This window comes from Rhizorhabdus histidinilytica, from assembly GCF_900167915.1.
Lineage (GTDB): Bacteria > Pseudomonadota > Alphaproteobacteria > Sphingomonadales > Sphingomonadaceae > Rhizorhabdus > Rhizorhabdus histidinilytica.
Genome location: NZ_FUYM01000003.1, coordinates 1 through 22655, shown reverse-complemented (window position 1 = coordinate 22655; position 22655 = coordinate 1). Strand labels below are relative to the sequence as shown.

16 protein-coding genes are annotated in these 22655 nt (G+C 65.9%); 5 read left to right on the top strand and 11 right to left on the bottom strand.

Annotated elements, in window-relative coordinates; genetic code table 11:
* Positions 1-15: 15 nt before the first annotated feature.
* From B5X82_RS06725 to B5X82_RS06715, 3 genes are all read right to left on the bottom strand, one after another.
* Positions 16-498: a hypothetical protein gene (locus B5X82_RS06725; RefSeq protein ID WP_079647363.1), complete on the bottom strand. Its 483-nt coding sequence runs from the start codon at positions 496-498 to the stop codon at positions 16-18.
* A gap of 1 nt (position 499) precedes the next feature.
* Positions 500-1606 (bottom strand): helix-turn-helix transcriptional regulator, encoded by a 1107-nt coding sequence (locus B5X82_RS06720; protein ID WP_223811275.1) that lies wholly within the window; start codon positions 1604-1606, stop codon positions 500-502.
* Positions 1607-1757: 151 nt separating this feature from the next.
* Positions 1758-2639 (bottom strand): LysR substrate-binding domain-containing protein, encoded by an 882-nt coding sequence (locus B5X82_RS06715; protein ID WP_079647361.1) that lies wholly within the window; start codon positions 2637-2639, stop codon positions 1758-1760.
* A gap of 84 nt (positions 2640-2723) precedes the next feature.
* Here B5X82_RS06715 and B5X82_RS06710 point away from each other — a divergent pair, with 84 nt between their 5' ends.
* The gene (locus B5X82_RS06710; RefSeq protein WP_079647360.1) at positions 2724-3941 is read left to right on the top strand and encodes an aromatic ring-hydroxylating oxygenase subunit alpha; all 1218 of its coding nucleotides are present in this window, start codon (positions 2724-2726) and stop codon (positions 3939-3941) included.
* Between the two features lie 171 nt (positions 3942-4112).
* A complete protein-coding gene (locus B5X82_RS06705; protein ID WP_079647359.1) occupies positions 4113-6356 on the top strand; it encodes a TonB-dependent receptor in 2244 nt (747 codons plus the stop codon).
* 50 nt (positions 6357-6406) lie between these two features.
* Here B5X82_RS06705 and B5X82_RS06700 read toward each other — a convergent pair whose 3' ends face one another.
* Together B5X82_RS06700 and B5X82_RS06695 are read right to left on the bottom strand one after the other, a co-directional pair.
* The gene (locus B5X82_RS06700; protein WP_235862616.1) at positions 6407-7735 is read right to left on the bottom strand and encodes an alpha/beta hydrolase family protein; all 1329 of its coding nucleotides are present in this window, start codon (positions 7733-7735) and stop codon (positions 6407-6409) included.
* Positions 7736-7823: 88 nt separating this feature from the next.
* Positions 7824-8312 (bottom strand): GFA family protein, encoded by a 489-nt coding sequence (locus B5X82_RS06695; protein WP_079647357.1) that lies wholly within the window; start codon positions 8310-8312, stop codon positions 7824-7826.
* Between the two features lie 188 nt (positions 8313-8500).
* Between B5X82_RS06695 and B5X82_RS06690 the strand changes: the two genes are divergently transcribed.
* A complete protein-coding gene (locus B5X82_RS06690) occupies positions 8501-9721 on the top strand; it encodes a serine hydrolase domain-containing protein (RefSeq protein ID WP_079647356.1) in 1221 nt (406 codons plus the stop codon).
* A 20-nt stretch (positions 9722-9741) separates the two neighbouring features.
* Here the strand turns inward: B5X82_RS06690 and B5X82_RS06685 are convergent, their stop codons facing one another.
* The 4 genes from B5X82_RS06685 to B5X82_RS06670 all read right to left on the bottom strand — a co-directional run bounded on the left by B5X82_RS06685 (position 9742) and on the right by B5X82_RS06670 (position 16597).
* The gene (locus B5X82_RS06685; protein WP_079647355.1) at positions 9742-11043 is read right to left on the bottom strand and encodes a spinster family MFS transporter; all 1302 of its coding nucleotides are present in this window, start codon (positions 11041-11043) and stop codon (positions 9742-9744) included.
* Positions 11040-12200 (bottom strand): dipeptidase, encoded by a 1161-nt coding sequence (locus B5X82_RS06680; RefSeq protein WP_079647891.1) that lies wholly within the window; start codon positions 12198-12200, stop codon positions 11040-11042. The genes B5X82_RS06685 and B5X82_RS06680 overlap by 4 nt, the downstream gene beginning before the upstream one ends.
* 22 nt (positions 12201-12222) lie before the next feature.
* Positions 12223-13788, bottom strand: a complete 1566-nt coding sequence (locus B5X82_RS06675; RefSeq protein WP_079647354.1) for a M20/M25/M40 family metallo-hydrolase — start codon at positions 13786-13788, stop codon at positions 12223-12225.
* A gap of 70 nt (positions 13789-13858) precedes the next feature.
* Positions 13859-16597, bottom strand: coding sequence for a M14 family zinc carboxypeptidase (locus tag B5X82_RS06670; protein ID WP_235862615.1), 2739 nt, complete (start codon positions 16595-16597; stop codon positions 13859-13861).
* A 564-nt stretch (positions 16598-17161) separates the two neighbouring features.
* On the opposite strand from B5X82_RS06670, the gene B5X82_RS06665 reads away from it, so the two are divergent.
* Positions 17162-19456, top strand: a complete 2295-nt coding sequence (locus tag B5X82_RS06665; protein WP_235862614.1) for a TonB-dependent receptor — start codon at positions 17162-17164, stop codon at positions 19454-19456.
* 56 nt (positions 19457-19512) lie between these two features.
* Positions 19513-20832: a metal-dependent hydrolase family protein gene (locus B5X82_RS06660; RefSeq protein WP_079647352.1), complete on the top strand. Its 1320-nt coding sequence runs from the start codon at positions 19513-19515 to the stop codon at positions 20830-20832.
* A gap of 68 nt (positions 20833-20900) precedes the next feature.
* Here the strand turns inward: B5X82_RS06660 and B5X82_RS06655 are convergent, their stop codons facing one another.
* A complete protein-coding gene (locus B5X82_RS06655) occupies positions 20901-21680 on the bottom strand; it encodes a 2-keto-4-pentenoate hydratase (protein ID WP_079647351.1) in 780 nt (259 codons plus the stop codon).
* Positions 21673-22518: a 2-keto-4-pentenoate hydratase gene (locus B5X82_RS06650; RefSeq protein WP_223811279.1), complete on the bottom strand. Its 846-nt coding sequence runs from the start codon at positions 22516-22518 to the stop codon at positions 21673-21675. Before B5X82_RS06650 ends, B5X82_RS06655 begins: the two co-directional genes overlap by 8 nt.
* Positions 22519-22655: the final 137 nt, after the last annotated feature.

Below are 22655 nucleotides of genomic sequence, written 5' to 3'. Positions count from 1 at the left end.
AGGAGGGCCCGGCCCTCAGGCCTGGGCGGAAAGATGGCGTTCCGCAGCGGCGATCGCGGCACGGAGCGGTTCGTTCGGGTCGGCGTCGCCGGTGAGGCCGGCCGTGCCGAAGCGCTGAAGGGCGATCTCGTGCCCCACGAGCAGGTCGAGCGCCGGCCGGTCGGCAGCCGGAGCGGCGTCGCGCAGCCGGACGAACGCGTCGACATGGCCGTCCAGCCGGTGTGCGGTATGGTCGATGAAGGCTGTCCACGTCGCCAGACGGTCCGCCTGCGCTGCGCCGCGCCGTTCGGCTTTGTTGATCGCGTCGCGGCTCGGCCGGGCTTCCATCAGCGGCTCGACGACGCGAGCGGTCGCCGTCTCCAGCCGCTCCATCAGCGCGCAGCTTTCGCGTCCCCCGGGCGTGCGGTCGCGGTTCCCGAAGGCGCGCGCGAAAGCGGCGCCGCCGAGCTCGCCGAGATAGGCCCGCCGCAGCCCGTCGAGATAGTCCCCCCGGTCCACCTCAACAGGCGCGGGACGCGTCGGCCAGGATCATCGGATCGCGCCGGTAATCCTTGGGCAGCACGTTGAACTGGCGCCGGAAGGCGACCGTGAAGCTGTTCTGATATTCATAGCCCAGCATCTCCGCGACCAGCAGGATCGGGATGTCGGACTTGCGCAGCAGCTCCAGCGCATGGTCCATGCGAAGGTCGTTGGCATATTGCGAGATGCTCTTGCCGAACAGTGCCTTGAAGCCGCTCTTGAGCTTGGTGGCGCTGAGGCCGATGGCACGGGCGATCTCGTCGATCGTCGGCGGCGGGGTGTACTGGCTGCGGATCAGGTCGCGGGCCTTGCGCAGGCAGCGGACGTCGGTGTCGGAAAGGCGGCACAGGCTGGTCGAATCGTCGTGTGCGTCCTCCAGCATCGAGACGACCTCGCACAGGATCATCATCACCAGCGCCTCGGCACGGACCAGCCCGCGGCTTCGGGCGATGTCGAGCGACCACAGCTCGCGCACCAGCTCGATCAGGCGCGGGTAGCAGGCCATGCGCAGGAAGAAGAGACCCTTGCTCTCCGCGCCCAGCCCGACCGCGACATTGGCCGGCAGTGTGGCGGCATAGTCGCCGAAATAACGTTCGAGCGCCGAGGGCCGCAGATAGATGGTCATTGAGCTTTCGCGCTCGTCCGCCTGCAGCCGCTCCATGATGTTCATGCCCTGCGGCTGGCGCCAGACGAGCAGGCTGCCCTTGTCTACATCGACCGTCTCGATGCCGTCGCCCTCGGGATAAAGGCTGAGCCGGCCCGACAGGCGGAAGTGCAGCTCGATGAAGTCCTCGCCGATGACCGGGCAGAGCGCGTCCTGCTGGAAGGAAAGGTTGGTGTTGAGCACGAACAGGTCCGATGCGAGGCGGACCAGCCCGCAATGGCCGGTCTCCGAACCCGTACGGAACTGGTGGCTGGCGCCGACCAGCGTCTCGTTCGGGCGGACCAGACGCGAGACGACGGCTCCCTTTGGATCGTCGCCCAGCACGTCGAACACGTCCTGGAGGAACACCGCACCGCCGAGGCGGCCCTGGCGGACCGAGAAGGGAGCACAGGGCGACCGATCCAACTGCACCATTGCGTCCATCAACATCTCTCCTGATGTCATGGGATAGTGGGAGGCTGTGCGGCCGGCGGCTGCGCGTGGTCCCGACGTACAAGAATACGCTACTGTATTGTGTTGTCCAGCGGCTTTCTGGTGAGAGCGCGTAACGGCGGTTTTCCGGGGTTCCCGGTGGTCAGGCCGCGTCGGGGCGGCCGAGAATCCAGCGGCGGAACAGGTCGACCACCGGGTCTCCGGCCCCGTCGGGCGTGACGACGAGATAATAGCCGAAGTCGAGCTCGGCGATATCGTCGGGGAAGGGCGCGACCAGCGGGGCGGGGGCGGGCGCGCCCGCGTCGCCCAGCGCGATGCCCGATCCGCCGGCGGCATATTCGGCCGCGAAGACGAAGCTTTCGAAGGTCATGCCCTGGCCGGCCGGAATCGGCACGCCGCGTCGTGCGCCGAACTCGGTCCAGAGATGGTCGTAAGCCTCGCCATCGACGAGCACGTGGAGCAGTTCCTCGCCGGCGAGGACGTCGGCGAGCGGCCGGCCCGCTGCGCGGGCCGCCACCTCGGGCGCGCACATCGGGGTGAAGCGGATGCGGCGCAGCAGGTGTCGGTCGGGCCGGTCGCCGCGGACATGGTCGAACAGGATCGCGACGTCGACCTTCTCCTCGGGCGAGCCGGTGACGTAGCTGCTGCCGACGCGGATCGCCACGTCGGGATGCTCCTTCCGGAAGGCGCGTAGCAGCGGCATGCCGATCGCATTGGCATAGGCCGGCGGCATATGGACCCGCAGCGTCCGCGACGCGCCCATCAGGTTCATCGCCGCCTGGATGTCGTCGAACGCCTGCTCGACCACGGGTAGCAGCGCCTCGCCCTCCGGCGTCAGGCCGAAGCCCTGCGCCGAGCGCTCGATCAGCTTGCGGCCGATGATGTCCTCGAGATTGGCGACGTGGCGGCTGATCACGCTCTGGGTGACGCTCAGCTCCTGCGCGCCGGCGGTGAAGCTGGCCCGGCGGGCGGTGGCTTCGAACGCCCGCAGGGCGTTGAGGGGGAGCTGTCGTCGATCGATCATTCCAAAATGCCATGCCGTGCTTGGTGATTTGGCATTGGCGCGCGCCGGGGGGTCCGCGTCAATATTCGATCAGGGAGTATTTTCATGATCGAAGCATCTCGGATCCAGTCACTGCTCGACGCGCGCAAGCCGCACCACAGCCTTCCGCAGCCCTTCTACCGCGACGCCGACCTGTTCGACGTGGACATGGAGGCGATCTTCCACCGGACCTGGCTGCTGGTCGGATTCGAGGCCGAACTGGCCGAACCGGGCAGCTATCTCGCGCTCGCCATCGGCCGCTCGCCGATCCTGCTGGTGCGGCAGAAGGACGGCACGATCGCCGGGTTCTTCAATAGCTGCCGGCACCGCGGCGCGCAGATCTGCGCCGACGGCCATGGCCGCACGCCGCGCCTCGTCTGCCCCTATCACCAATGGACCTACGGCCCCGACGGCCGGCTGCTGACCGCCGCGCGGATGGCGGCCGATTTCGACAAGGATCGGCATGGATTGAACCCGATCGGCGTCGAATGCGTCGGTGGCTGCGTCTATGTCTGCCTCTCGCCCGCGCATGCGCCCGACTTCGCGCCGTTCCGCGCGGCGCTGGAGCCGATGCTGGCGCCGCATCGGCTGGCGGAGGCCAAGCTCGCCACCAGCATCGCCATCGTCGACAAGGCGAACTGGAAGCTGGTGATGGAGAATGGCCGCGAATGCCACCATTGCGCGGCCTGCCATCCCGAGCTGAAACTGTCCTTCCCGCTGAGCGCCGCGGACAGCACCGAGAAGGACGAGGTCGAGCTGTTCGCCCGTTATGCCGAGCGCATGGCGGCGGCGGGGCTGGAGGTCGGCCCGCGTAGCGGCGACTGGTGGCACGTCGCCCGCTTCCCGCTGAACCCGGGCGCCAAATCCTTCTCGCTCGACGGCTCGCCGCTGGTGGCGAAGCCTATGGTGGAGGCGTGCGGCGGCGACATCGGCACGCTGCGCTGGGCGACCGAGCCGAACAGCTTCTGCCATGCGGCAGGCGACAACGCCTTCATGTTCTCGGCGATCCCGACCGGGCCGATGGAGACCACCGTCGTCGCCAAATGGCTGGTCCACAAGGATGCGATCGAAGGCGTCGACTATGATCTCGACCGCCTCACCCATGTCTGGATGGAGACCAACCTGCAGGACCGGGAACTGGCCGAGAACAACCAGCGCGGCGTCAACGGCGCCGGCTATGTCCCCGGCCCCTATTCGCCCGAGGCCGAGGAATATGTCGACCGCTTCGTCGGCTGGTACTGCGATCGGCTGCGCGAACAGCTCGCGATCGACGTCGCGGCCTGAGAGTCTGTTTGGAAATGCGCCGACGGGTGCATTCACAAACAGACTCTGATCGCGTCCGACTCCCTCAAAATTAGGTCGGGTCGGATGATTGGTGCGCTCCCAACTCGGCTAATGATCTGAACGGAGAAAGCCAAGATCGGCGAGACAAGCGATAATAAAGGGGACGTAAAGATGGGGAAATCAATTCTGGCCTTCGCCTCGATCGCCGCGATCGGCACGGCCCTGACGGCGGCTTCCGCCCAGGCGCAGGCGGCATCGGGCGAGGCGCCGTCGGGCGACGACATCATCGTCACCGCCAACCGCCAGGGCAGCCAGTCGATCCAGCGGGCCGCGCTCGCCATCTCGGCCATCAGCCCGACCGCGCTGGCCGACAAGGGGCAGGGCGGCCTCGCCGACATCGCCAACGTCGCCCCCTCGATCAACGTCCAGCAGACCCAGCCGGGCGTGAACCGCGTCGACATGCGCGGCATCACCACCGGCACCATATCGGTCACCAACGTCCAGGACCGCCCGCTGGTCGCGATCTACCTCGACGACGTGCCGCTCGCGCTGCAGAGCGGCAACCCCGAGCTCAAGGTGTTCGACCTCGAACGGATCGAGGTGATCCGGGGGCCGCAGGGCACGCTCTACGGCGCCGGATCGATGGCGGGCACGATCCGCTACATCACCGCCAAGCCGGACACCAACGGCTTCTCCGGCTCGGCCGAGGGCATCCTGTCCACGACCAAGCGCGGCAATCTGAACTATGGACTGCGCGGCATCGTCAACGCCCCGATCAGCGACACGCTGGCGGTCCGGATCGGCGGCTATCAGGGGCGCAATGCCGGCTTCATCGACAACACCGGCCTTGGCAAGAAGAACGCCAACAGCGACGAGAGCACCCAGGCTCGCGTCGCCGCGCGCTGGACGCCGTCGCCGGCGTTCACGCTCGACGCCAGCTTCACCTTCGCCAAGCTCGACGTGAACGGCACCAATGCCGGCTATGCAGGTCGTTCGCGCTACAGCTACATCACCGCGGTGCCCGAGGTCTTCGACGACAATCTGAAGATCTACAACGTCACCGGCGCCTATGATTTCGGTTTCGCCACGCTGTCCGCATCGACCTCCTATGTCGACCGCAAGACGCACAACACCAGCGACTATGGCGACACCGCCGCGCTGTTCGGCATCCCGTCATTCGTCTCGCTGGGCATCGTCGACAACCGGGTGAAGGATTTCTCGGAGGAGGTCCGGCTGGTGTCGGCCAAATCCGACCGGTTCAACTGGACGGTCGGCGCCTATTACCAGAAGACCAAGCGCCATTATTACCAGGACACGCCGACCACCGATTTCGACTCCACCTTCGGCGCGATCATCGGCGATCCGACCTTCAACAGCCAGACCGACTATCAGGCGTTCCAGCCCAACGACGTCTTCTCGGGGCTGCAGAACATCAATGAGCATCAGTTCGCCCTGTTCGGTGAGGCGACGCTGACGCTCGGCAAGTTCGACCTGACCGGCGGCCTGCGCTATTTCGACTTCAAGCAGGATTTCGACCTGTTCTACTCGGGTGTCGCCGGATCGCTGGCGCCGGGTCAGCCGCTGACCCAGGCGGGGACCGAGAAGGCCAACGGCTTCAACCCGCGCGCCGTGATCGCCTATCGCCCGCAGGAGAACCTGATGCTCTATGCCGAGGCGGCGCGCGGCTTCCGCTATGGCGGCGTCAACCAGCCCGTGCCGGCGTCCTTCTGCGGCGCGGCGCTGGCGGCGGCGGGCCTGACCAGCGCACCGCTCACCTTCGGCCCCGACAATCTGTGGAGCTACACGGTCGGCGAGAAGGGGCAGTTCTTCGATCGCCGGGTGACCTTCAACGTCGCCGCCTTCTACGTCGACTGGAAGAAGGTGCAGACCAACCGCAACCTCGACTGTGGCTATTATTTCACCCAGAACGCCGGCAAGGTCCGCAGCATGGGCCTGGAGCTGGAAAGCCGCTTCAAGCTCAGCGATGCGCTGACCATCGGCGTCAACGCCTCCTACACCGATGCGCAGGCGAATGGGGCGATCCCCAATGCCGGAGCGGTCGACGGCGATCGGGTGCCCTATTTCCCCAAATATACGGTGGCCGCCAACGCCGCCTATGTCGTGCCGCTGGAGGACGGATCGCTGACCTTCTCGGGCGATTTCCAGATGCGCGGCAACAGCTATACCGAGTTCAACGAGACCGATCCGCTGCGCCGCAAGATTCCGGCCTACCAGACGGTCAACGCATCGGTGACCTACGACAAGGGGCCTTGGGAATTCAGCCTGTTCGGCACCAATCTGAACAACAGCCGGATGATCTCGCTGGTCACCCGATCGCGCCCGACCGCGATCGCCGATCGCTATTATTACGGCCGTCCGCGGACCTTCGGCGCGCGGGCCAAGGTGCGGTTCTGAGCCTGATCGTTTGACGCGGAAGCGCCTTGCGCTTCCGCCGATACGCGCCGCTACCGAGGCTGGGCCCCGGCGACGGCGATGTCCGGATAGTCTCCGTCTATCCGTCCGCACCGGACGAAATCGGTCATCATCCGGAAATAGGTTTCGGGCTGTCGGGTGGAGAGCCGCTCGCCGCCCGCGCTCAATTCATATTCGAAGATGCCGTGCTCGGTGCGGGGAAAGACCGCGAGCGTGATCGGGCGGCCGTCGGCGATCAGCCGCCGCAAACGCCGCGATGTCTCTCCGCTTGGTGCGTCGAGGTCGTCGGCGGCGAGCATCCAGAGCTGAGGGGTGTCGAGGTTGCGCAGGATCGGCATCGGATCGTGGTGGAGCGGGATTCCTGCGAACAGGGCGGGACCCCGGGCGCGCAGCTCCGCCTCGGGCGTTTCGAGGAATATATGCGTCACGTCGCCACGGACGAAGCGGAACCAGGGTTCGTCCTTGTATCGTGCGCGCGCCGCCTCGAGCCGGTCGAAGCCAGCGGTGAAGTTGCTGCTGAGGATGGCGATGCTGGCTTCGGCGAAGGCGAGCGCCTTGGCGACGACGTCCGGTCCATAGCCGCCAAGCTTGATGCCCTCGGCAATGGCTTCGCGCTCCTCGTCGAGCGGCGATACCGCCAGGCCGAAGCCGACGATGACGAAATCGACTGGCTCGATCTTCGCCGCGAGAGGGGCTACCCAGCCGCCCTGGCTCCCGGCCTGATAGCCGAGCCGTCCCACGCGATCGCCGGCGAGCCGCCGCGCCTCGCGCGCCGCCGCGATCGCGTCCTCGGCGAGGACGAGATAGTCTTGCGTATAGGTCCCGCCCGAGGTGCCGGTGCCGCGCTTGTCATATACGAACGCGCCGATGCCGGCCGCGGGGAACAGGCGCTGGAGCGCGTAGAAATCGCGCGCGGAATCATGCTCGGATCCATGGACGAGCACCACGATCGGCACCTTGCCCGCGCCCTTGGGCAGGATCAGGCGTCCGCTGAGCGTGGCGTCTCCACTTGCGAAGCGCGCCTCCCGCATGTCGAAATCCAGGCGGCGGCCAGCGGCGCCGTCGAAGCGGATCGCACTGTCGCCGCAGGCGCCGAACACGGCATCCTTTCCGTCGGGCCGGTCGGTCCAGCCGAGCGTACTGCGCCAATGGCCACCCTCGCCGGGCGTGAGCAGGCCGGTGCGGCCGTCCATTTTCCGCCACCGGAGCTTGGCGCCCGGCGCCTTGCCGATGTCGACGATCGATCCGTCGGTCAGCCGATAGGCGCCGACATGGCAGGCAGGTGCGGCCTCCTGCGCGGCGAGTGGAGACGCCGCCACCAGGCCCATCGCGATCGCCGCCAGGATCCCCAGCAATTTCATGGCCGGATATTCCCCGTCTTTCATCGGAAAGCCCCGAATTGTTCGGCACAGGATCGCAGTGCCCTGCCGTTCTGCTCCACCTTGGCGGCTAATCGATCCAGAGGCCATGCGATCGATGCCAGTCCTCCAGCGCGTTGTCGGGATATTCCTCGAAGCACTGGTCGTCCGGGCCGATCTCCGCTTCGACCCATGAAGCCTTTGATGCGAGCATCATGTGGACGAGCGACGGAGCTTTCGGCAGCTCGCTATCGATGGCCGAGGCGAAGGGATGGAAGAGCTCGGGATATTCAGGGCTGAACACCCATAGCGCGCTGCCACAGGCCGGACAGAAGTGCCGCTCGCCGCTGCTGACACGGCATCCGCCCCGGCCGTCGTCCAGCTCGGCGTGGAAAATGGCGGTCTCGCCCTCGACCTTCAGCGTCCGCTTGTCGGCATGGAGGTTGATCGCATATCCGCCGCCACCTGCGGTCTTGCGGCATATCGAGCAATAGCACCGCATGAATGGCACCGGCGCGTGGCTGTCGGCGGAGAAGCGGATCCTGCCACAGCGGCACGATCCGTCGAGCTTCAGGGGCATGGCCAGTTCCTTTGCGCGCTGAACCGCCGAGCGATGGCCGGGTTCCCCCTCCCGGCCCGGCGTGGCAGCATCCCGGCCATATCCTGCGTTGATCAGCGGGGAATCCGCTGATAGCCAATGATCGACCGGTCGGTCGATCGTGGGGCAAACGCGACGTCTGCGGGCCGTGACGATTAGGGAGGGAAGCGATGTCCGATGCCGTGATCACCCGTCGAGCATTCGGACGGATGGCGGTAGTGGCCGCGACGATTCTCGCCGGCGGCCTCGCACTGCCAGGGGTGGCCATGGCCGGGCAGGGGCCGATGCACCCCTTCGCCGACAAGCTGCTGTTCCTGGAAGGCGCGGATCAGGTCTACGCCTTCTCCCACATCGACAAGCTCTATGCCACGCGGGTCATTTCCGCCGGCGGCAAGATCCATGATTTCAAACAGGCGACAACCGGCTTCGACGTCACGTTCGATCATCTGGGCGAGCAGCTCGACACGGCCGCCTTCGTGAAGGCGAGCCGGGTCGCCGCCCTCGTCATCGTCCAGAACGGTACGATCCTTCGCGAGGACTATGCGCTCGGTCATGGCCGGGCGGGCAAGTGGATGTCCTTCTCGGCCGGCAAGTCGATCCTCTCGACAATGGTCGGCGCGGCGATCCACGACGGGCATATCAAGTCCGTTACCGATCGGGTCGCGAAATATGTGCCGGTGCTGAGGAATACCGCCTTCGACGACGCCACGATCCGCGACCTGCTGCGCATGTCGGGCGGCGAAGCCTGGAACGAGAATTATCTCGATCGCACGTCCGACATCAGCAAGCATCTCGCCATCATCGCGGCGCGCAACCAGCCGGGCGCGATCCTGAAGCATATGACGGGCCTCAAGCGGGCTTTCCCGACCGGCATGTACAACCAGTACCGCACCGGCGAGACCTATTTGCTCGGCGAGGTCGTTGCCGCAGCGGTCGGCGCTTCGCTGTCCTCCTATCTCAGCGAACGGATATGGAAGCCGTTCGGCATGGAGGCCGACGCCTATTGGATGCTCACGGCCGAGGGCGGCATCGAATATGGCGGCGGCGGTACCAACGCCACCACGCGCGACTATGCCCGTTTCGGTCAGTTCATGCTGGAAGGCGGCATGGCCGGCGGGCGGCAGGTCCTGCCCGAGGGATGGATCGCCGAAGCCACCATTCCCTCGGCGCCCGCGCAGCAGGCCGGCAAGGCCTCCGGCTACGGCTATCAGTGGTGGATCGACACGCCCGGCACCTATACCGCGCATGGCGTGTTCGGGCAGCTCATCCATGTCGACCCGAAGCGGAAGCTGGTGATCGCAATGAACCGCGCCTGGAGGACCCCAGGTGAGGAGAGCGACTACGCCCTGTCGAGAGCTTTCGTCCAGGCGGTTTCCGCTGCGCTGCCCTGATTGTGGGACAGCGACCGGGATCAGCCGATCAGGCGCCGATAGGGCTTGACCGCCAGCGCCAGCAGCGCAGCGCTGACGCTGGCGGCGCAGACGGTTACGATCGTGACCGAGTTGCGCACCGCCAGTTCGTCGCCGAAGCCGTAATCGGTGCATAGCGCCACCAGCGTCGGGCCGCCGCCCATGCCGACCAGGTTGATCAGCAGCAGATAGAGCGCGGTCATCTGGCCGCGCAGCCCATTGGGCGTGACGCTTTGCAGCGCGGCCGGGGCGAGGGCGATCGACATGCTGATGCAGAAGCTGGTCAGCCCGACCAGCGCGAGCGCCGCATAAGGGGATGCCGCCAGCCCGGCCGCCAGCGCGAAGGGGACGGCGGCGACCGTGCCGACGACCGACAGCCCGAGATGGGCGTCGCGCCGCCCGCGCATCGCCAGCCGGTCGGCGACCATGCCCGCCAGGATCATCCCGCCCGATCCGAAGACGAGCATGATGGATCCATAGGCGATGCCGATCTCCTTCGGGCTCCAGCCCCATAGGCGGATGAAGCTGGTCGGAAGCCAGGCGGTATAGGCGAAGGTGACGATCGCCAGCACGGCATAGCCCATGATCGCGGGCGCATAGAAGGCGCGCCGCTCGACAAAATGGCCGAACCCGCCCTCGCTGCCTGCCAGTTCGCGCCGGACCGGCTCGCGCACCGTCAGCATCAGCGGTACGACCAGCAGGCCGGGCAGTGCGACGATGACGAAGGCGAGCTGCCAGGGCTTGAACGATCCCAGCCCCGGCAGGGCGACTGGGCCGGCATCCTTGGTCGCCGCGATCACCAGGCCACCGACGATGAAGGCCAGGCCGGAGCCCAGATAGACGCCCAGCGAATAGAGGCCCATCGCGCGGCCGCGGCGTTCCGGCTGGAAATAGTCGGCGAGCATCGAATAGGCCGCCGGCGACAGGCTCGCTTCACCCACGCCGACGACGATGCGGGCGAGGAACAGCGCGCCGAGGCTGCCGGCGAAGCCGCAAGCGGCGGTGGCGAGGCACCAGATGGCGATGCCGGCGATGATCAACGAGCGGCGGTTGCAGCGATCGGCGAGCCGGCCGAGGACGAGGCCGACCAGCGTGTAGAAGATGGCGAAGGCGAAACCGTGGAGCAGGCTGATCTGCGTATCGGTCAGCTGCAGGTCGCGTTTCACCGGCTCGACCATCAGGCTCAATATCTGCCGGTCGACATAGGACAGGGTATAGGCGAGCAGCAGGATGCCGGTGACGTAATAGCCATAAGCGGGGCGCGGCCAGGGGCGGGCGGCCGACGCCGCGCTGTCCGCCGTCATGCCGGCCAGACCTCCCGGAACAGCCGGTCGAAATTGCCGCCGAGCACCTTCTCGATCACGCGCGGCGGATATTTGGCGCGGTCCATCTCGGCGGCGATGATCTCCATCCGACGCGCGCTGTTGAGGTCGGGCACGGCGACGGGGCTGTCGGCTTCGCCGGGGGCGCCGATGCCGGCCTTCTGCCGCGCCTCCGCCGTCCTGCGGACGATGTCCATATAGGCCGGCGAGATGTCGACCGGCGTGATGCTCTGGTCACTGCCGATGCCGACATGATCCTCGCCGCATATGTCGAGCGCATGGCGCAGGTGGCGGACGAACAGCGCCCGCGACGCCGCGACCGGATCGCGGCCGAGAAAGGGCATCAGATAGATGCCGACCACGCCGCCCTTTTCCGCCACGGCGCGCAGCACCGTGTCGGGCTGGTTGCGCTGGCTGGGGAACACCGTGCGCGATCCTGTGTGCGAACAGGTGATCGGCCGGGTCGAGGCGGCCACGGCATCCAGCGCGGTCCTCGGATTGGCGTGGCCGGTGTCGACCAGGATGCCGCGCGCGTTCATCCGCGCCACCGCTTCCCGGCCGAGCGGCGTCAGGCCTTCGGTCTCCGGCAGCGAACTGCCGGCCCCGAGCGCGTTGCGGTCGTTATAGGTGAGCTGCATGATCTTCACCCACAGCCCGTCGAACATGTCGATCAGGCTCAGATCCTCGCCGATCATGCCCATGCCCTGGAAGCCGAAGATGATCCCCAGCTTCTTCTCCGCCTTGGCGGCGGCGATGTCGGAATGGCGTTTCACCAGCCGGAAATAGTCGGGATGGTCGTCGATATGCTGCAGCCAGGCCGCGATCTCGTGCAGCGTTGCGGCGAGGTTGCCGGGCTTGCCGACCGTCAGGTTGATCGCCGTGATCCCCGAGGCGCGGACATTGTCCAGCTTCTGTTGCGTCATCTCGCCGGGGGGAGGGAAGGGCACGTTCCAGCTGTCGGGCGAGGCGAGCGCGTCGATCACGGTCACCTTCTCGTAGAGCGCCTTGATCGCCGGCGGGATGGCCGGTTCGGGCGCCAATGCCGCCCTCGCGGCGCCGCCGGCCAGCGCGCCGAGCGCGAGGCCGCCGGCACCCAGGGCGAATCCGCGCCGATCGATCGTGAGGCGGTCATCCGTCATGTCGGTTTCCTCCCGATCGAAATCAGCGTGCCGCCGCGACGGCATGGACCAGGTCGACGTAGAATTTCTCCGCGTCGGTGATGCCGGCCAGCTTCGATCCCGGCTTGGGATCGATCACGATGAACTCGTTGGGCGCATGCGCGCCGGTGCCATAGCCGATCCCGGCGGAGACGATCGGCAGCTTCAATATGTCGGTGAACACATAATAGGGCGCGCTGCCCGCCAGCCGCGGCATCACGTCGGGGGTGATGCCATATTTGCGATAGGTGCCGATCGTCGCCTGCACCAGCGGCGCCTTCACTGAGGATTGCGCCGGCGGATAGCCGGACAGGCGGGTCAGCTTGATGTCGGTGAAGCCCTTGGCGTCGAGATGGGCGCGGATCAGCCGTTCGGATTCGTCGGGCGTCTGGTTCGGCACCAGCCGCGAATCCAGCTTGGCGGTGAATTTGTGCGGCAGGATCGTCTTGGTGCCTTCGCCCGAATAGCCGCCCCAGATGCCGTCGATGTTCAGCGTCGTGTCGAACAGATATTCGGTGAGGGCCTCGCGGCCGCTCAGGCCGTCGATCCACTTGTCGACGCCCAGCGACTTGCGCAGCTCGGGCTCGCGCGCGGTCCAGCCGGGCACGACGCCGTTGATCAGCTCCTGCTCCTCCTGGTTGGGCTGGCGGATCGAATCATAATAGCCGGGCACGACGATGGTGTTGCCGTCGGGGCTGGTCAGGCTCGCCAGCGCCTGGGCGAGTCGCCAGCCAGGCGCGTCGACGATCGCCTTGAACGAGCTGTGGACCTCGGCGTCCTTGGGGCCGCCCTGCGGGCCGCCCTGCGCCTCCAGCTCGAAATAGATGTTGCCCTTCACGCCCAGCGTCATCTGCACGCCGCCCGACGGTGCCTGGCTCATCATCGGGAAGACCACACCGCCCTTGGCCTGTTTCAGCCGGTCGGCATATTTGGCGATCAGGTCGGGATAATGGGGCGATCCCAGCTCCTCCTCGCCCTCGGCCAGCAGCATGATGTTGACCGGCAGCTTCTTCTCGGTCGCGATGATAGCCTGCAGCGCGTTGAGGAAGATGCGCTGCGGCCCCTTCTGGTTGGTCGCGCCGCGCGCCATCAGTACGCGGCCGAGCGGATGGTCCTCGACGATCGTGCCGGCGAAGGCGTCGACCTTCCATCCGGTGGGCTCGATCGGCTGGACGTCGTACATCATGTAGACGGCGATGGTGGTCTTGGCGCCGGCGTCATAATAGCCCCAGACGCCGGGATGGCGCTTGGTGGGGACCAGTTCCGCTTCCTTGAAGCCCAGCGCCTTGAGGTCGTCGCGCAGCATCTCGGCCATCTGGACGACGCCGTCGTTCTGCGCGCTGATCGAGCGCTGGCGCACCCAGCGCTGGACGTTGGCGACGTCGCGGTCCTTGTTGGCGTCGATATAGGCGTAGGCGGCGGCGTGCTTGCCCTTGTACGGCGCGACCTTCGATGCGTCATAGGCGACGTCGGTCGTGAACGGGAAGCTGGGCCGCTTGGGTTCGGCGTGAGCGACGGCCGTCATCGACAGCGCGGAGAGGACGAGGGCGAGGGCGGTGGTGCGGATCATCGATATTCCCCTGAAATACTGCGGAAGGCGCGGGCCGAGGTTGCCCCCGTCGGCCCGCGAATGATGTGTCTTACGGCGCGGCCGTCGGTGGCGGTCCCGGCGGGGTCACGTCGGTCAGGCCGAGCTGCTTCCAGTTCAGGACGGCGTTGTAGAGCATGCGGAACTCGCCCCAGTTCTGCCAGCGCCAGATCGGGTTGGTAGCGAACATCAGCAGGCGGCCCTGGCCGTCCGGCACATTGATGATCGCCGGGCGATCCTTCACCTGGTCGGCGCCGCGCATGAAGCCGCTCATCACCCCGTCCTTGCCGCCGGGGAATTGCATCAGCACGCGGTCCTTCAACCGCTCCGGCACGGTATAGAGCGCATTGGACGCCCAGCGCACCGGCATGGTCGTCTCGTCATAGCCGTAGAAGACCGGGTTGGCGGGCTTCAGCACCTTGGCGCTGACGATCGGGCCTGGCGCATAGAAATTGCCGGTCGTGCGCGTCACGGTCACGTCATCGGCAATGCCGAACTCGACCGGCACCGCGCTCGCATCGCCTGTGGTGATCAGCGTGCCGCCTTCCTCGACGAACTTGCGCAGTTCGACCAGGCCTTCGAGAGCCATGCCGCCGCGCGTGTCCTCGGTCGATCCATAGTCGCCCGAGAAACGGTATTTGCCGGTTTTGGTATAGGGCAGCGGCTTGCCCTTCATCGGCACGTCGAACACGATGTCCTTGGTCGACCGCCCCTGCGTCGGCAGGATGATGACGTCATATTTCGCCCGCAGGTTGCCGGCGCGGACCTGTTCCTTGAAGATCAGATCATAGGGCATCTCGTGCTGGTCGAACGCATAGCGCACCCAGCCGACCTTCTCGCTGGATCCCCAGGTGCTGAACAGCGCAGTGCGCGGCAAGGTGCTGTCGTGCGTCGCGGCGCCGGGATTGCCCGAAACGGCGATCGCTTCCAGCCCCAGCTGTTCGACCGCCGGCTTCAGCGTCGCATAGGCGGCGCCATCCACCAGGAAGGAGCCAGCGGGGACGGTTTTGCCGCCGGCCTTGAACGGCTTCTCGACGATCTTCACCGCTGCGTCCTTGAGGCGGAAGCGCAGCGTCGCCATGGCGACCGCGCCATGATCGAGCACCGCATAGGTCCGCGCGCCCGATGCCGCGATCCGGCCCTGCGGCGCGAAGCGATCGATCGGCGTCACCGGCACGTCGAGCGCGGCCTTGTCGGCGACCTCGACGATGTTCGTGTGGGTCATCATGCCCATTGTCCATGCCGCGTCGTCGTAGGTGGTGAGGTTCTCGTCCGGATAATCGTCCTGCTTCTTCAGCAGCATCTTGGCGAGGCGCCCATAAGGCTGGTTCAGCTTGATGACGAGCGAGCCGGCCGGATAGCTGCCCTCCTTCACCTTCACCGGCTGGGTCGCGCGGCCGATTTCGATCCCCTGCAATTGGAGGATATTGGTGACGAAGGCGATGCGGGTCGGATCGGCCTGGTCGGCCGGGATGATGTAGGCATAGGGCGCCTTGGTCGCGCCGGCCTCGATCGCGTTGGCGCTCTTCTTGTAGAAATTCTCGAGGATGGTCGTGGGGAAGCGCGCCGCGAGATCGAGCGCGGTCAGCACGCCGGTCTCCATATAGTTGGTGTTGTTGCGCATCGACCAGACAACCTCCTTGTAGGGAGGCAGCGGCCGGTACCAGTCGCGCTTGGTCCAGTCGCCGCCGCGCACGCCGCTCTGCACCTCCGGGGCGACGTGACGCAGCATGGTGGTGGCGCCGGCATTGCCGAACGTCTCGTACATCCGCAGCATGCCGTTGTGGTTGGACGACATGAAGGCGAGATAGCCGGGCGTCCACGCATCGACGAAGCCGTGCGTCCACACGCCCGGCATGCCGTATTTCGTCATCTGCGCCATCTCGAAATTCGAGAACCACGGCAGTTCGCCGAACAGGATCGGGTCCAAGTCGGGGTTCTGCGGCGCCTGTCCGCTATAGGTGTACATGAACGGCACGGACTCGTGCAGCTCGTGCATGATCGGCGGGTGCCAATCGAGATAATATTTGATCAGGTGACGTGCGCTGACATCCGAATAATTGATGTCGCGATTATTGTCGTGATAGATGTATTTGCCCCAGTAGGGCGGGCCGCCGGGCTTATTGCGATCATCCTTTTCATTGATCAGGTTGCGATAATACCAGTCGACGTAACGATCGCGGCCGTCTGCCTCCAGCACGGGGGTGATCGCGACGATCAGGTTGTCGCGGATACCGCGGATCATCGGGCTGTCCTCGGTCAGCAACCGATAGCTCAGCTCCATCAGCATTTCGGGCGGGCCGGTCTCGGCGCTGTGGAGGCCGCCGGAGATATGGTAGATCGGCTTGGTCGCGGCGATCACGCCCGGAGCATCGGCGGCGCTGAGCTTGCGGGGATCGGCCAGCAGCGCCAGGTTCTTCTTGTAGCTGTCGAGTTTCGCCAGATTTTCCTCGGAGGAGATCATGACGACGATGTTCTCGCGGCCTTCCTCGCTCTTCCCGATCTCGATGATCTTCACGCGGGGCGATTTCGCTGCCAGCGCGCGATAATAGCTGATGATCTGATCATAATAATGCAGCACGTTCGGTGCGCCGATATGGTTGCCCAGGACCGACTTCGGCGACGGGACGGTCGTCGAGACCGGCAGGTGATCGACCAGGGGACTCATGAATTCCGGCTTGGTCGTCCATGTCTTGATCGTGTCGGCAAAGTCCGGGTCCATCGTCTGCGCCGATGCGGTTCCGCACAGAAGCATCGCGATCGCCGCGCCCAGCACTTGTTTTCCCACCACCCTGTTATTCCCCTCTGTTCGTCTGGCGGACACCCGGTCTGCCCCGGGCATCCGTTGGATCAGCTCGTTGCCCAAGCCGGAATCGGCTATCCCCTTGTGGAGAATGGGCTTCATGGAATCGGATCGTTCCTGTTTCCTGGCCGGAGTGCAACACCCCTCGTGCGATCGAACGTCGTCGGCACGAAGCTCCACGCACGTGATTTGCATTTTTCCGCCGTGGGGCGAAGGGAAATGCATTGCGCGCGCATGAAGGCCCGCGCGTCCGCACGTTGATTGCGCATTATTGCTGGAAAATAAAATCCTGACCCGTTTACGGCCGTCTGGACGCATGTTTTATGTTGACGCTATGGCACCGCTATTACAGGCTGCCCCGGCAAAGGGCTATTCGGCATCAGTTTAAGGGGATGATGAGAATCCGCGCTGCCTTGCAGGAGGGGAATGGAGCAATTGTGTGTCTTTGTGTGACGGGGGCATGTTTCCCCGGATCATGAAGAACATCGCCGGCCAGGACGATCGGCCGGTGCGGTAGCGGCGTGCCGATCGCGCCGGAAAACAGGGAGAAAAATGGTGGGTCTCGACACTCGATTGGTGAAAATCGCGCGCGGCAAGCGCCTCATGCTTCTGACCGCCACGGCTCTTGCGGGAATCGGCGGCCCCGCTTTTGCCCAGGCGACGACAGCGTCGGCCGATACCGGCGGCGACGAGATCGTCGTGACGGCGTTGAAGCGCAGTACGAACCTGCAGGACACCCCGATCTCGATTTCCGCCGTCACCGGTGAATCGATCGCGAATTCCGGCGTGCAGAGCATCGCCGATCTCAATTCCTCGGTTCCCAGCCTAGCCTTCGTGGACGGTGGCCCGTCCAACCGCCGCGTCGTCATCCGCGGCATCCAGGCCGCCGGCGAGCCGACGGTCGGCACCTATTATGACGAGACTCCCGTCACCGGCGCGATCGGCGCCGGCAACGACGCCGGCGGCTCGACCCCGGAGCTTCGGCTGTTCGACGTCGAGCGCGTCGAGGTGCTGCGCGGCCCGCAGGGCACCCTCTACGGATCGGGATCGATGGGCGGCACGCTGCGCGTCATCTATCAGAAGCCGACCTTCGCCACGGAAGGCGCCGTCGACCTCAGCCTCTCCGATACGCGCTATGGCGGCCTGAACTATGAAGGCAGCGCGATGGTCAACGTGCCGGTCGTGAACGACAAGATCGCGGTGCGCGCGGTGGGCTTCTACCGCAATGCCAACGGCTTCATCGACAACACCGCGCTGAACATCAAGAACATCAACGACCAGAAGAGCTATGGCGGCCGCTTCCTCGTGCGCTTCACGCCCACCGAGGCGCTCACCATCGACGCGGCGGCGTATATCAACCGCAGCCGGACCGACACCAACGCCTGGACGCTGACCTCCGGCAAGTTCAAGTCGGATGCGCTCACGCGCCAGCCGGTGCGCGACAATCTCGAGCTCTACAGCCTCACCGCCAATTATGATTTCGGCGGCGTCGTCCTGACCGGCGTGGTTTCCTATCTCGATCGCGACCTCGATTCCGTGTCGGACGTGTCGCGCTTCATCCGGTCGACCCGCACGCCGGCCGGTTGCGCGGCTCGTGTGAGCGCCGGGCAGCCTTGTTCGACCGCCCAACTCGACAATTATTATGCGCTGGTGGACTCGCAGTCGACGTCGGCGCTCTTCCCGCAGCAGACGATGAAGAGCTGGACCGCCGAACTGCGGCTCAGCTCGGACGGCAGCGGTCCGCTCAACTGGACGGTCGGCGGCTTCTATTCGGATCGCGACACCTCGGTCGCCAATCCGCAGAGCAACGCCGACCCGGTCACCGGCGCGATCATCGAGCCGCAGCAGATCGCCACGGTCCGCTTCATCGACGACAGCCTGCGGCAGGTCGCGGCCTTCGGCGAGTTCTCCTACGACGTCACCGATCGGCTCAACCTGACGGCCGGCGGCCGCTATTTCCGCTACAACAAGGACATCAGCGGCCAGACGACGATCGGGTCGATCCTGGTGGGCGCGGTCGTCCGTCCGCTCTCCTTCGTCAAGTCGAAGGAGGACGGCACGGTCTTCAAGTTCAACGGGTCCTACAAGGTCACCGACAATGTGCTCTTCTACGCCGAAGCGGCGCAGGGCTTCCGCCCGGGCGGCGCCAACCAGGTCATCGGCCTGGCGCAGGAGCTGACGCCCTACAAGTCGGACAGCCTGTGGAACTATGAAGTCGGCCTGAAGAACACCTTGTTCGATCGGAAATTGTTCCTGAACGTCGATGTCTTCCAGATCGACTGGAGCGACATGCAGATCACCGGGCGGACGCCGAACGGCGCTTTCGCCTTCATCACCAATGCCGGCAAGGCGCGCGTTCGCGGCGCCGAACTGGAAGCCACCATCCGTCCGACGGCTGGCTTCACGATCACGGGCAATGCGTCCTACATCGATGCCAAGCTGCGTGAGAACCAGAGCAACGCCAACGTCAGCGCGCCGGGCTTGAAGGGCGACCGGATCCCCTATGTGCCGAAATTCTCGGCCGGCATCGGCGCGCAATATGTCTGGGCGCTGACGGACACGCTGTCCGGCTTCGCCCGGATCGACGGCAACACGGTCGGCGGTTCCTATTCGGATTTCCGGCCCACCGGCACCTTCACGCGCAAGATCGACTCCTATCAGCTCGTGAATGCGCGCCTCGGCGTCGAAGGACCCGACAATGCGTGGGGCGCCTATCTGTTCGTCACCAACCTGTTCGACGACACGGCGATCACGCGCGCGCAGTCCAGTGCGATCGCGGTCGGGCGGACGCTGGTGAACAGTGCCGCGCCGCGTACCATCGGCGTCAACGTGCGTACCAAGTTCTGATCCCGTGACGGCGGCGTCTCCTTAGGCGCCGCCGTCCTTTCTTTCCCGGAGTTTCCATGGCTGGTTACCTTTCCTCCCGCCTGCTGCGCATCGCGGCGCTGGCCCTGTGCGCGACGACGTCCACGGCGGCGCTCGCGCGCGATGTCGTGGTCCACGCCGGCCACCTGATCGACGGCGTGTCTGCCAAGCCGCGGGACAAGGTTTCCATCCTGATCCACGACGACCGGATCACCGGCGTGCAGGACGGGTTCGTGACGCCGGCCGGTGCAGAGGTGGTCGATCTCTCGTCGGCGACGGTGTTGCCGGGCCTGATCGACATGCACGATCACATCACCGGGCAATATACCGGCAAGAACCCGATCGCCGAGCGCTTCACCACCAACAATCTCGACACCGCCTATGAATCGGTCGCCTATGTGAAACGCACCCTCGATGCCGGCTTCACCTCGGTACGCGACGTCGGCGGCGACACCGATGTCGTCGTCGCGCTGAAGCGCGCGATCAAGAGCGGCGAGATACCCGGTCCGCGCCTGTGGGTTTCGGGTTATCCGCTTGGCCCCAGCGGCGGCCATGGCGATCCGCGCAACGGCATCCGCACTGACCTGGACCTGCACAGCGAGAACAAGGTCGTCGACGGCCCCGACGAGGCGGTGCGCATCGTCCGCCAGATGCACCGCGACGGCGTCGACCTGATCAAGATCATGCCCAGCGGCGGCGTCCTCAGCATCGGCGACGATCCCAACGTCACGCTGATGAGCGACGCCGAGATCAAGGCGGTCGTCGACACCGCCCATAATCTGGGCATGCGGGTCGCCGCCCATGCCCATGGCCAGGACGCCATCGTCCGCGCCTCCGCGCTGGGCGTCGATTCGATCGAGCATGGCTCGTTCGGCGACGCCGCGGCGTACAAGGTGATGAAGGACCATGGCACCTGGCTGGTGCCGACGCTGCTGGTGGCGGACACGGTGGTGAAGGTCGCCAAGGCGCATCCGGAATCGCTGCCGCCGTCCTCCGCCAAGAAGGCGCTCGAAGTCGGCCCGATCACGCTCCGCAATCTCGGCGCGGCCTACAAGGCCGGCGTGAAGATCGCCTTCGGGACCGACCAGGGCATGGCCCCGCACGGCACCAACGGCAAGGAGTTCGCGCTGATGGTCGCGGCCGGCATGCCCCCCATGGAAACGATCCGCGCCGCGACGGTGAACGCTGCGGAACTGCTCGGCGCCAAGGCCGATGTCGGCTCGGTGCAGGCCGGGCGTTATGCCGACATCATCGCGGTATCGGGCGATCCGCTGTCCGATGTCACCGAACTGGAGCGCGTGCGCTTCGTGATGAAGGGTGGCGACGTGGTGAAGCCCTGGAGCGCTAGCGCGCAATAAGCCTGGCGGCCGCTGTTACGCATGCCGAACGCACTGGCGCCGGCATGCTAACACTGCGGTGCCGATCTTCAGTCCAGAGCTTCTTGGGTCCTGCCGACGGTGAATTCGGCGATCCCGAGGCCTTGCACCTCCAGACGGATATGATCGCCCGGCGACAAGGCCTCGGCGGCTGTCGCGCCGCCCGCCAGGATCACGTCTCCGGCCTTCAGCGGCTCGCCCGCCTGGGACGCCAGCCTTGCCGCCGCCACGAGCGATCGAAGCGGGCTGCCAAGGATGGCGGCGCTCGAACCGATCTGCCGGGGTTCGCCGTTGACGGACATGATCATCCCGACATTGGAGACATCGGTCGAGGGAGCGGACCATGGCCCGACTACGAACGACGACGACGAGCTGTTGTCGGCGACGACGTCGGTAACCGAGAAGCGGAAGTCCTTGTAGCGGGAGTCGATGATCTCCAGCGCCGGCGCGATCGCCTCCACCGCCGCGGCGGCGCCCGCCAGCGTCACCGGGCCCGGCAAGTCCCTCTTGAGGATGAAGGCGATTTCCGGTTCGACCCGCGGATGAACATAGCGATCGAAATCGACCGCGCCGCCTTCCTCCACCATCATGCCGTCGGTCAGGCGACCCCAGATCATCTCGCTGACACCCATCTGCACCATCTTGGCGCGGCTGGTGAAGCCCATCTTGATGCCGACGCGGCGTTCTCCGCGCGCATAGCGTCGCTCCAGCAGCGCCCGCTGGACCTGATAGGCGTCGAGGATCGAAAGCGCGTCTTCCAGTTGCGGCGTTGCGCGCGCGAGACGCTGCGCTTCGTCGAGCCTTTCGGCCAATGACTGCAGGTCAGCCATGTGCTGCTCCTTCGCTGGTTTCCGGGGCGAAGCGGACCTGAACGTCCCCGATCCCGTTGATCCGCATGGCGATGCGGTCGCCGGCCTGCACCGGGACCATCGGGCCGAGTGCGCCGGACAGGACGATGTCCCCGGCGGCGAGCGGTCGCCCGATCCGGGCCATCGTCCCGGCCAGCCAGCGCAGGGCGTGCAGAGGATTGTCCAGGCAGGCCGCGCCCGCCCCGAAAGAGGCCGGCTCGCCATTCTTCTCGAGGACCATGCCGCAAAGCCGCAGGTCGATGGCCTCGATCGGGACCGGGCGCGTCCCCAGGACGAACAGGCCCGATGAGGCATTGTCGGCAACGGTATCGAAGATACCGATGTCCCACCTGGCGATGCGGCTGTCGACGATCTCCAGCGCAGGCAGGGCATAGGCGACGCAGTCGAGCAACTCGGCCGTCGTCATGCGGTCGGCGTCGGGCGTCGCATCGAGGACGAACGCGATCTCGCCTTCGACCTTGGGCTGGATGAGCCGCCCGGGACTCACCACCCCGCCGTCGGGGACTTCCATGTCCGCGAACAGGATGCCGAAATCGGGCTGGTCGATACCGAGCTGCTTCTGAACCGCTTTCGCCGTCAGGCCGATCTTCGCGCCGACCGCGACGCGGCCGGCATCGAGCCAATGCGCCGTGTTGCAGTCCTGAATCGCATAGGCGTCGGACAGTCGGGCGGCGGGATATTGGGTTCGCAGCGGCGGGACGGGCTCCATCCGGTCATGGGCTTCGCGCAGCATGAGCGCGCAGCGCTCGATCGCCGATGGGGCGAGGCGGGGATGTCCCTCCGACACACGATCACTCATGCTGCGCCATCCTTGTGGTTTCGTTGCAGGAATGCGGTGAAAGCGGCGATGAAGTCGTCCTTGCGTTCGAGCATGACGGAGGACTGGGTCATGCCCGGGGCGACGAACAATTCGGTGCGGGGTGTCTGCTTGTGCCA

Coding starts and splice junctions, on each gene's coding strand:
- B5X82_RS06720 (WP_223811275.1), bottom strand. CDS start 1,606: ATGGACGCAATGGTGCAGTTGGATCGGTCGCCCTGTGCTCCCTTCTCG.
- B5X82_RS06715 (WP_079647361.1), bottom strand. CDS start 2,639: ATGATCGATCGACGACAGCTCCCCCTCAACGCCCTGCGGGCGTTCGAA.
- B5X82_RS06710 (WP_079647360.1), top strand. CDS start 2,724: ATGATCGAAGCATCTCGGATCCAGTCACTGCTCGACGCGCGCAAGCCG.
- B5X82_RS06705 (WP_079647359.1), top strand. CDS start 4,113: ATGGGGAAATCAATTCTGGCCTTCGCCTCGATCGCCGCGATCGGCACG.
- B5X82_RS06700 (WP_235862616.1), bottom strand. CDS start 7,735: ATGAAATTGCTGGGGATCCTGGCGGCGATCGCGATGGGCCTGGTGGCG.
- B5X82_RS06695 (WP_079647357.1), bottom strand. CDS start 8,312: ATGCCCCTGAAGCTCGACGGATCGTGCCGCTGTGGCAGGATCCGCTTC.
- B5X82_RS06690 (WP_079647356.1), top strand. CDS start 8,501: ATGTCCGATGCCGTGATCACCCGTCGAGCATTCGGACGGATGGCGGTA.
- B5X82_RS06685 (WP_079647355.1), bottom strand. CDS start 11,043: ATGACGGCGGACAGCGCGGCGTCGGCCGCCCGCCCCTGGCCGCGCCCC.
- B5X82_RS06680 (WP_079647891.1), bottom strand. CDS start 12,200: ATGACGGATGACCGCCTCACGATCGATCGGCGCGGATTCGCCCTGGGT.
- B5X82_RS06675 (WP_079647354.1), bottom strand. CDS start 13,788: ATGATCCGCACCACCGCCCTCGCCCTCGTCCTCTCCGCGCTGTCGATG.
- B5X82_RS06665 (WP_235862614.1), top strand. CDS start 17,162: ATGGTGGGTCTCGACACTCGATTGGTGAAAATCGCGCGCGGCAAGCGC.
- B5X82_RS06660 (WP_079647352.1), top strand. CDS start 19,513: ATGGCTGGTTACCTTTCCTCCCGCCTGCTGCGCATCGCGGCGCTGGCC.
- B5X82_RS06655 (WP_079647351.1), bottom strand. CDS start 21,680: ATGGCTGACCTGCAGTCATTGGCCGAAAGGCTCGACGAAGCGCAGCGT.
- B5X82_RS06650 (WP_223811279.1), bottom strand. CDS start 22,518: ATGAGTGATCGTGTGTCGGAGGGACATCCCCGCCTCGCCCCATCGGCG.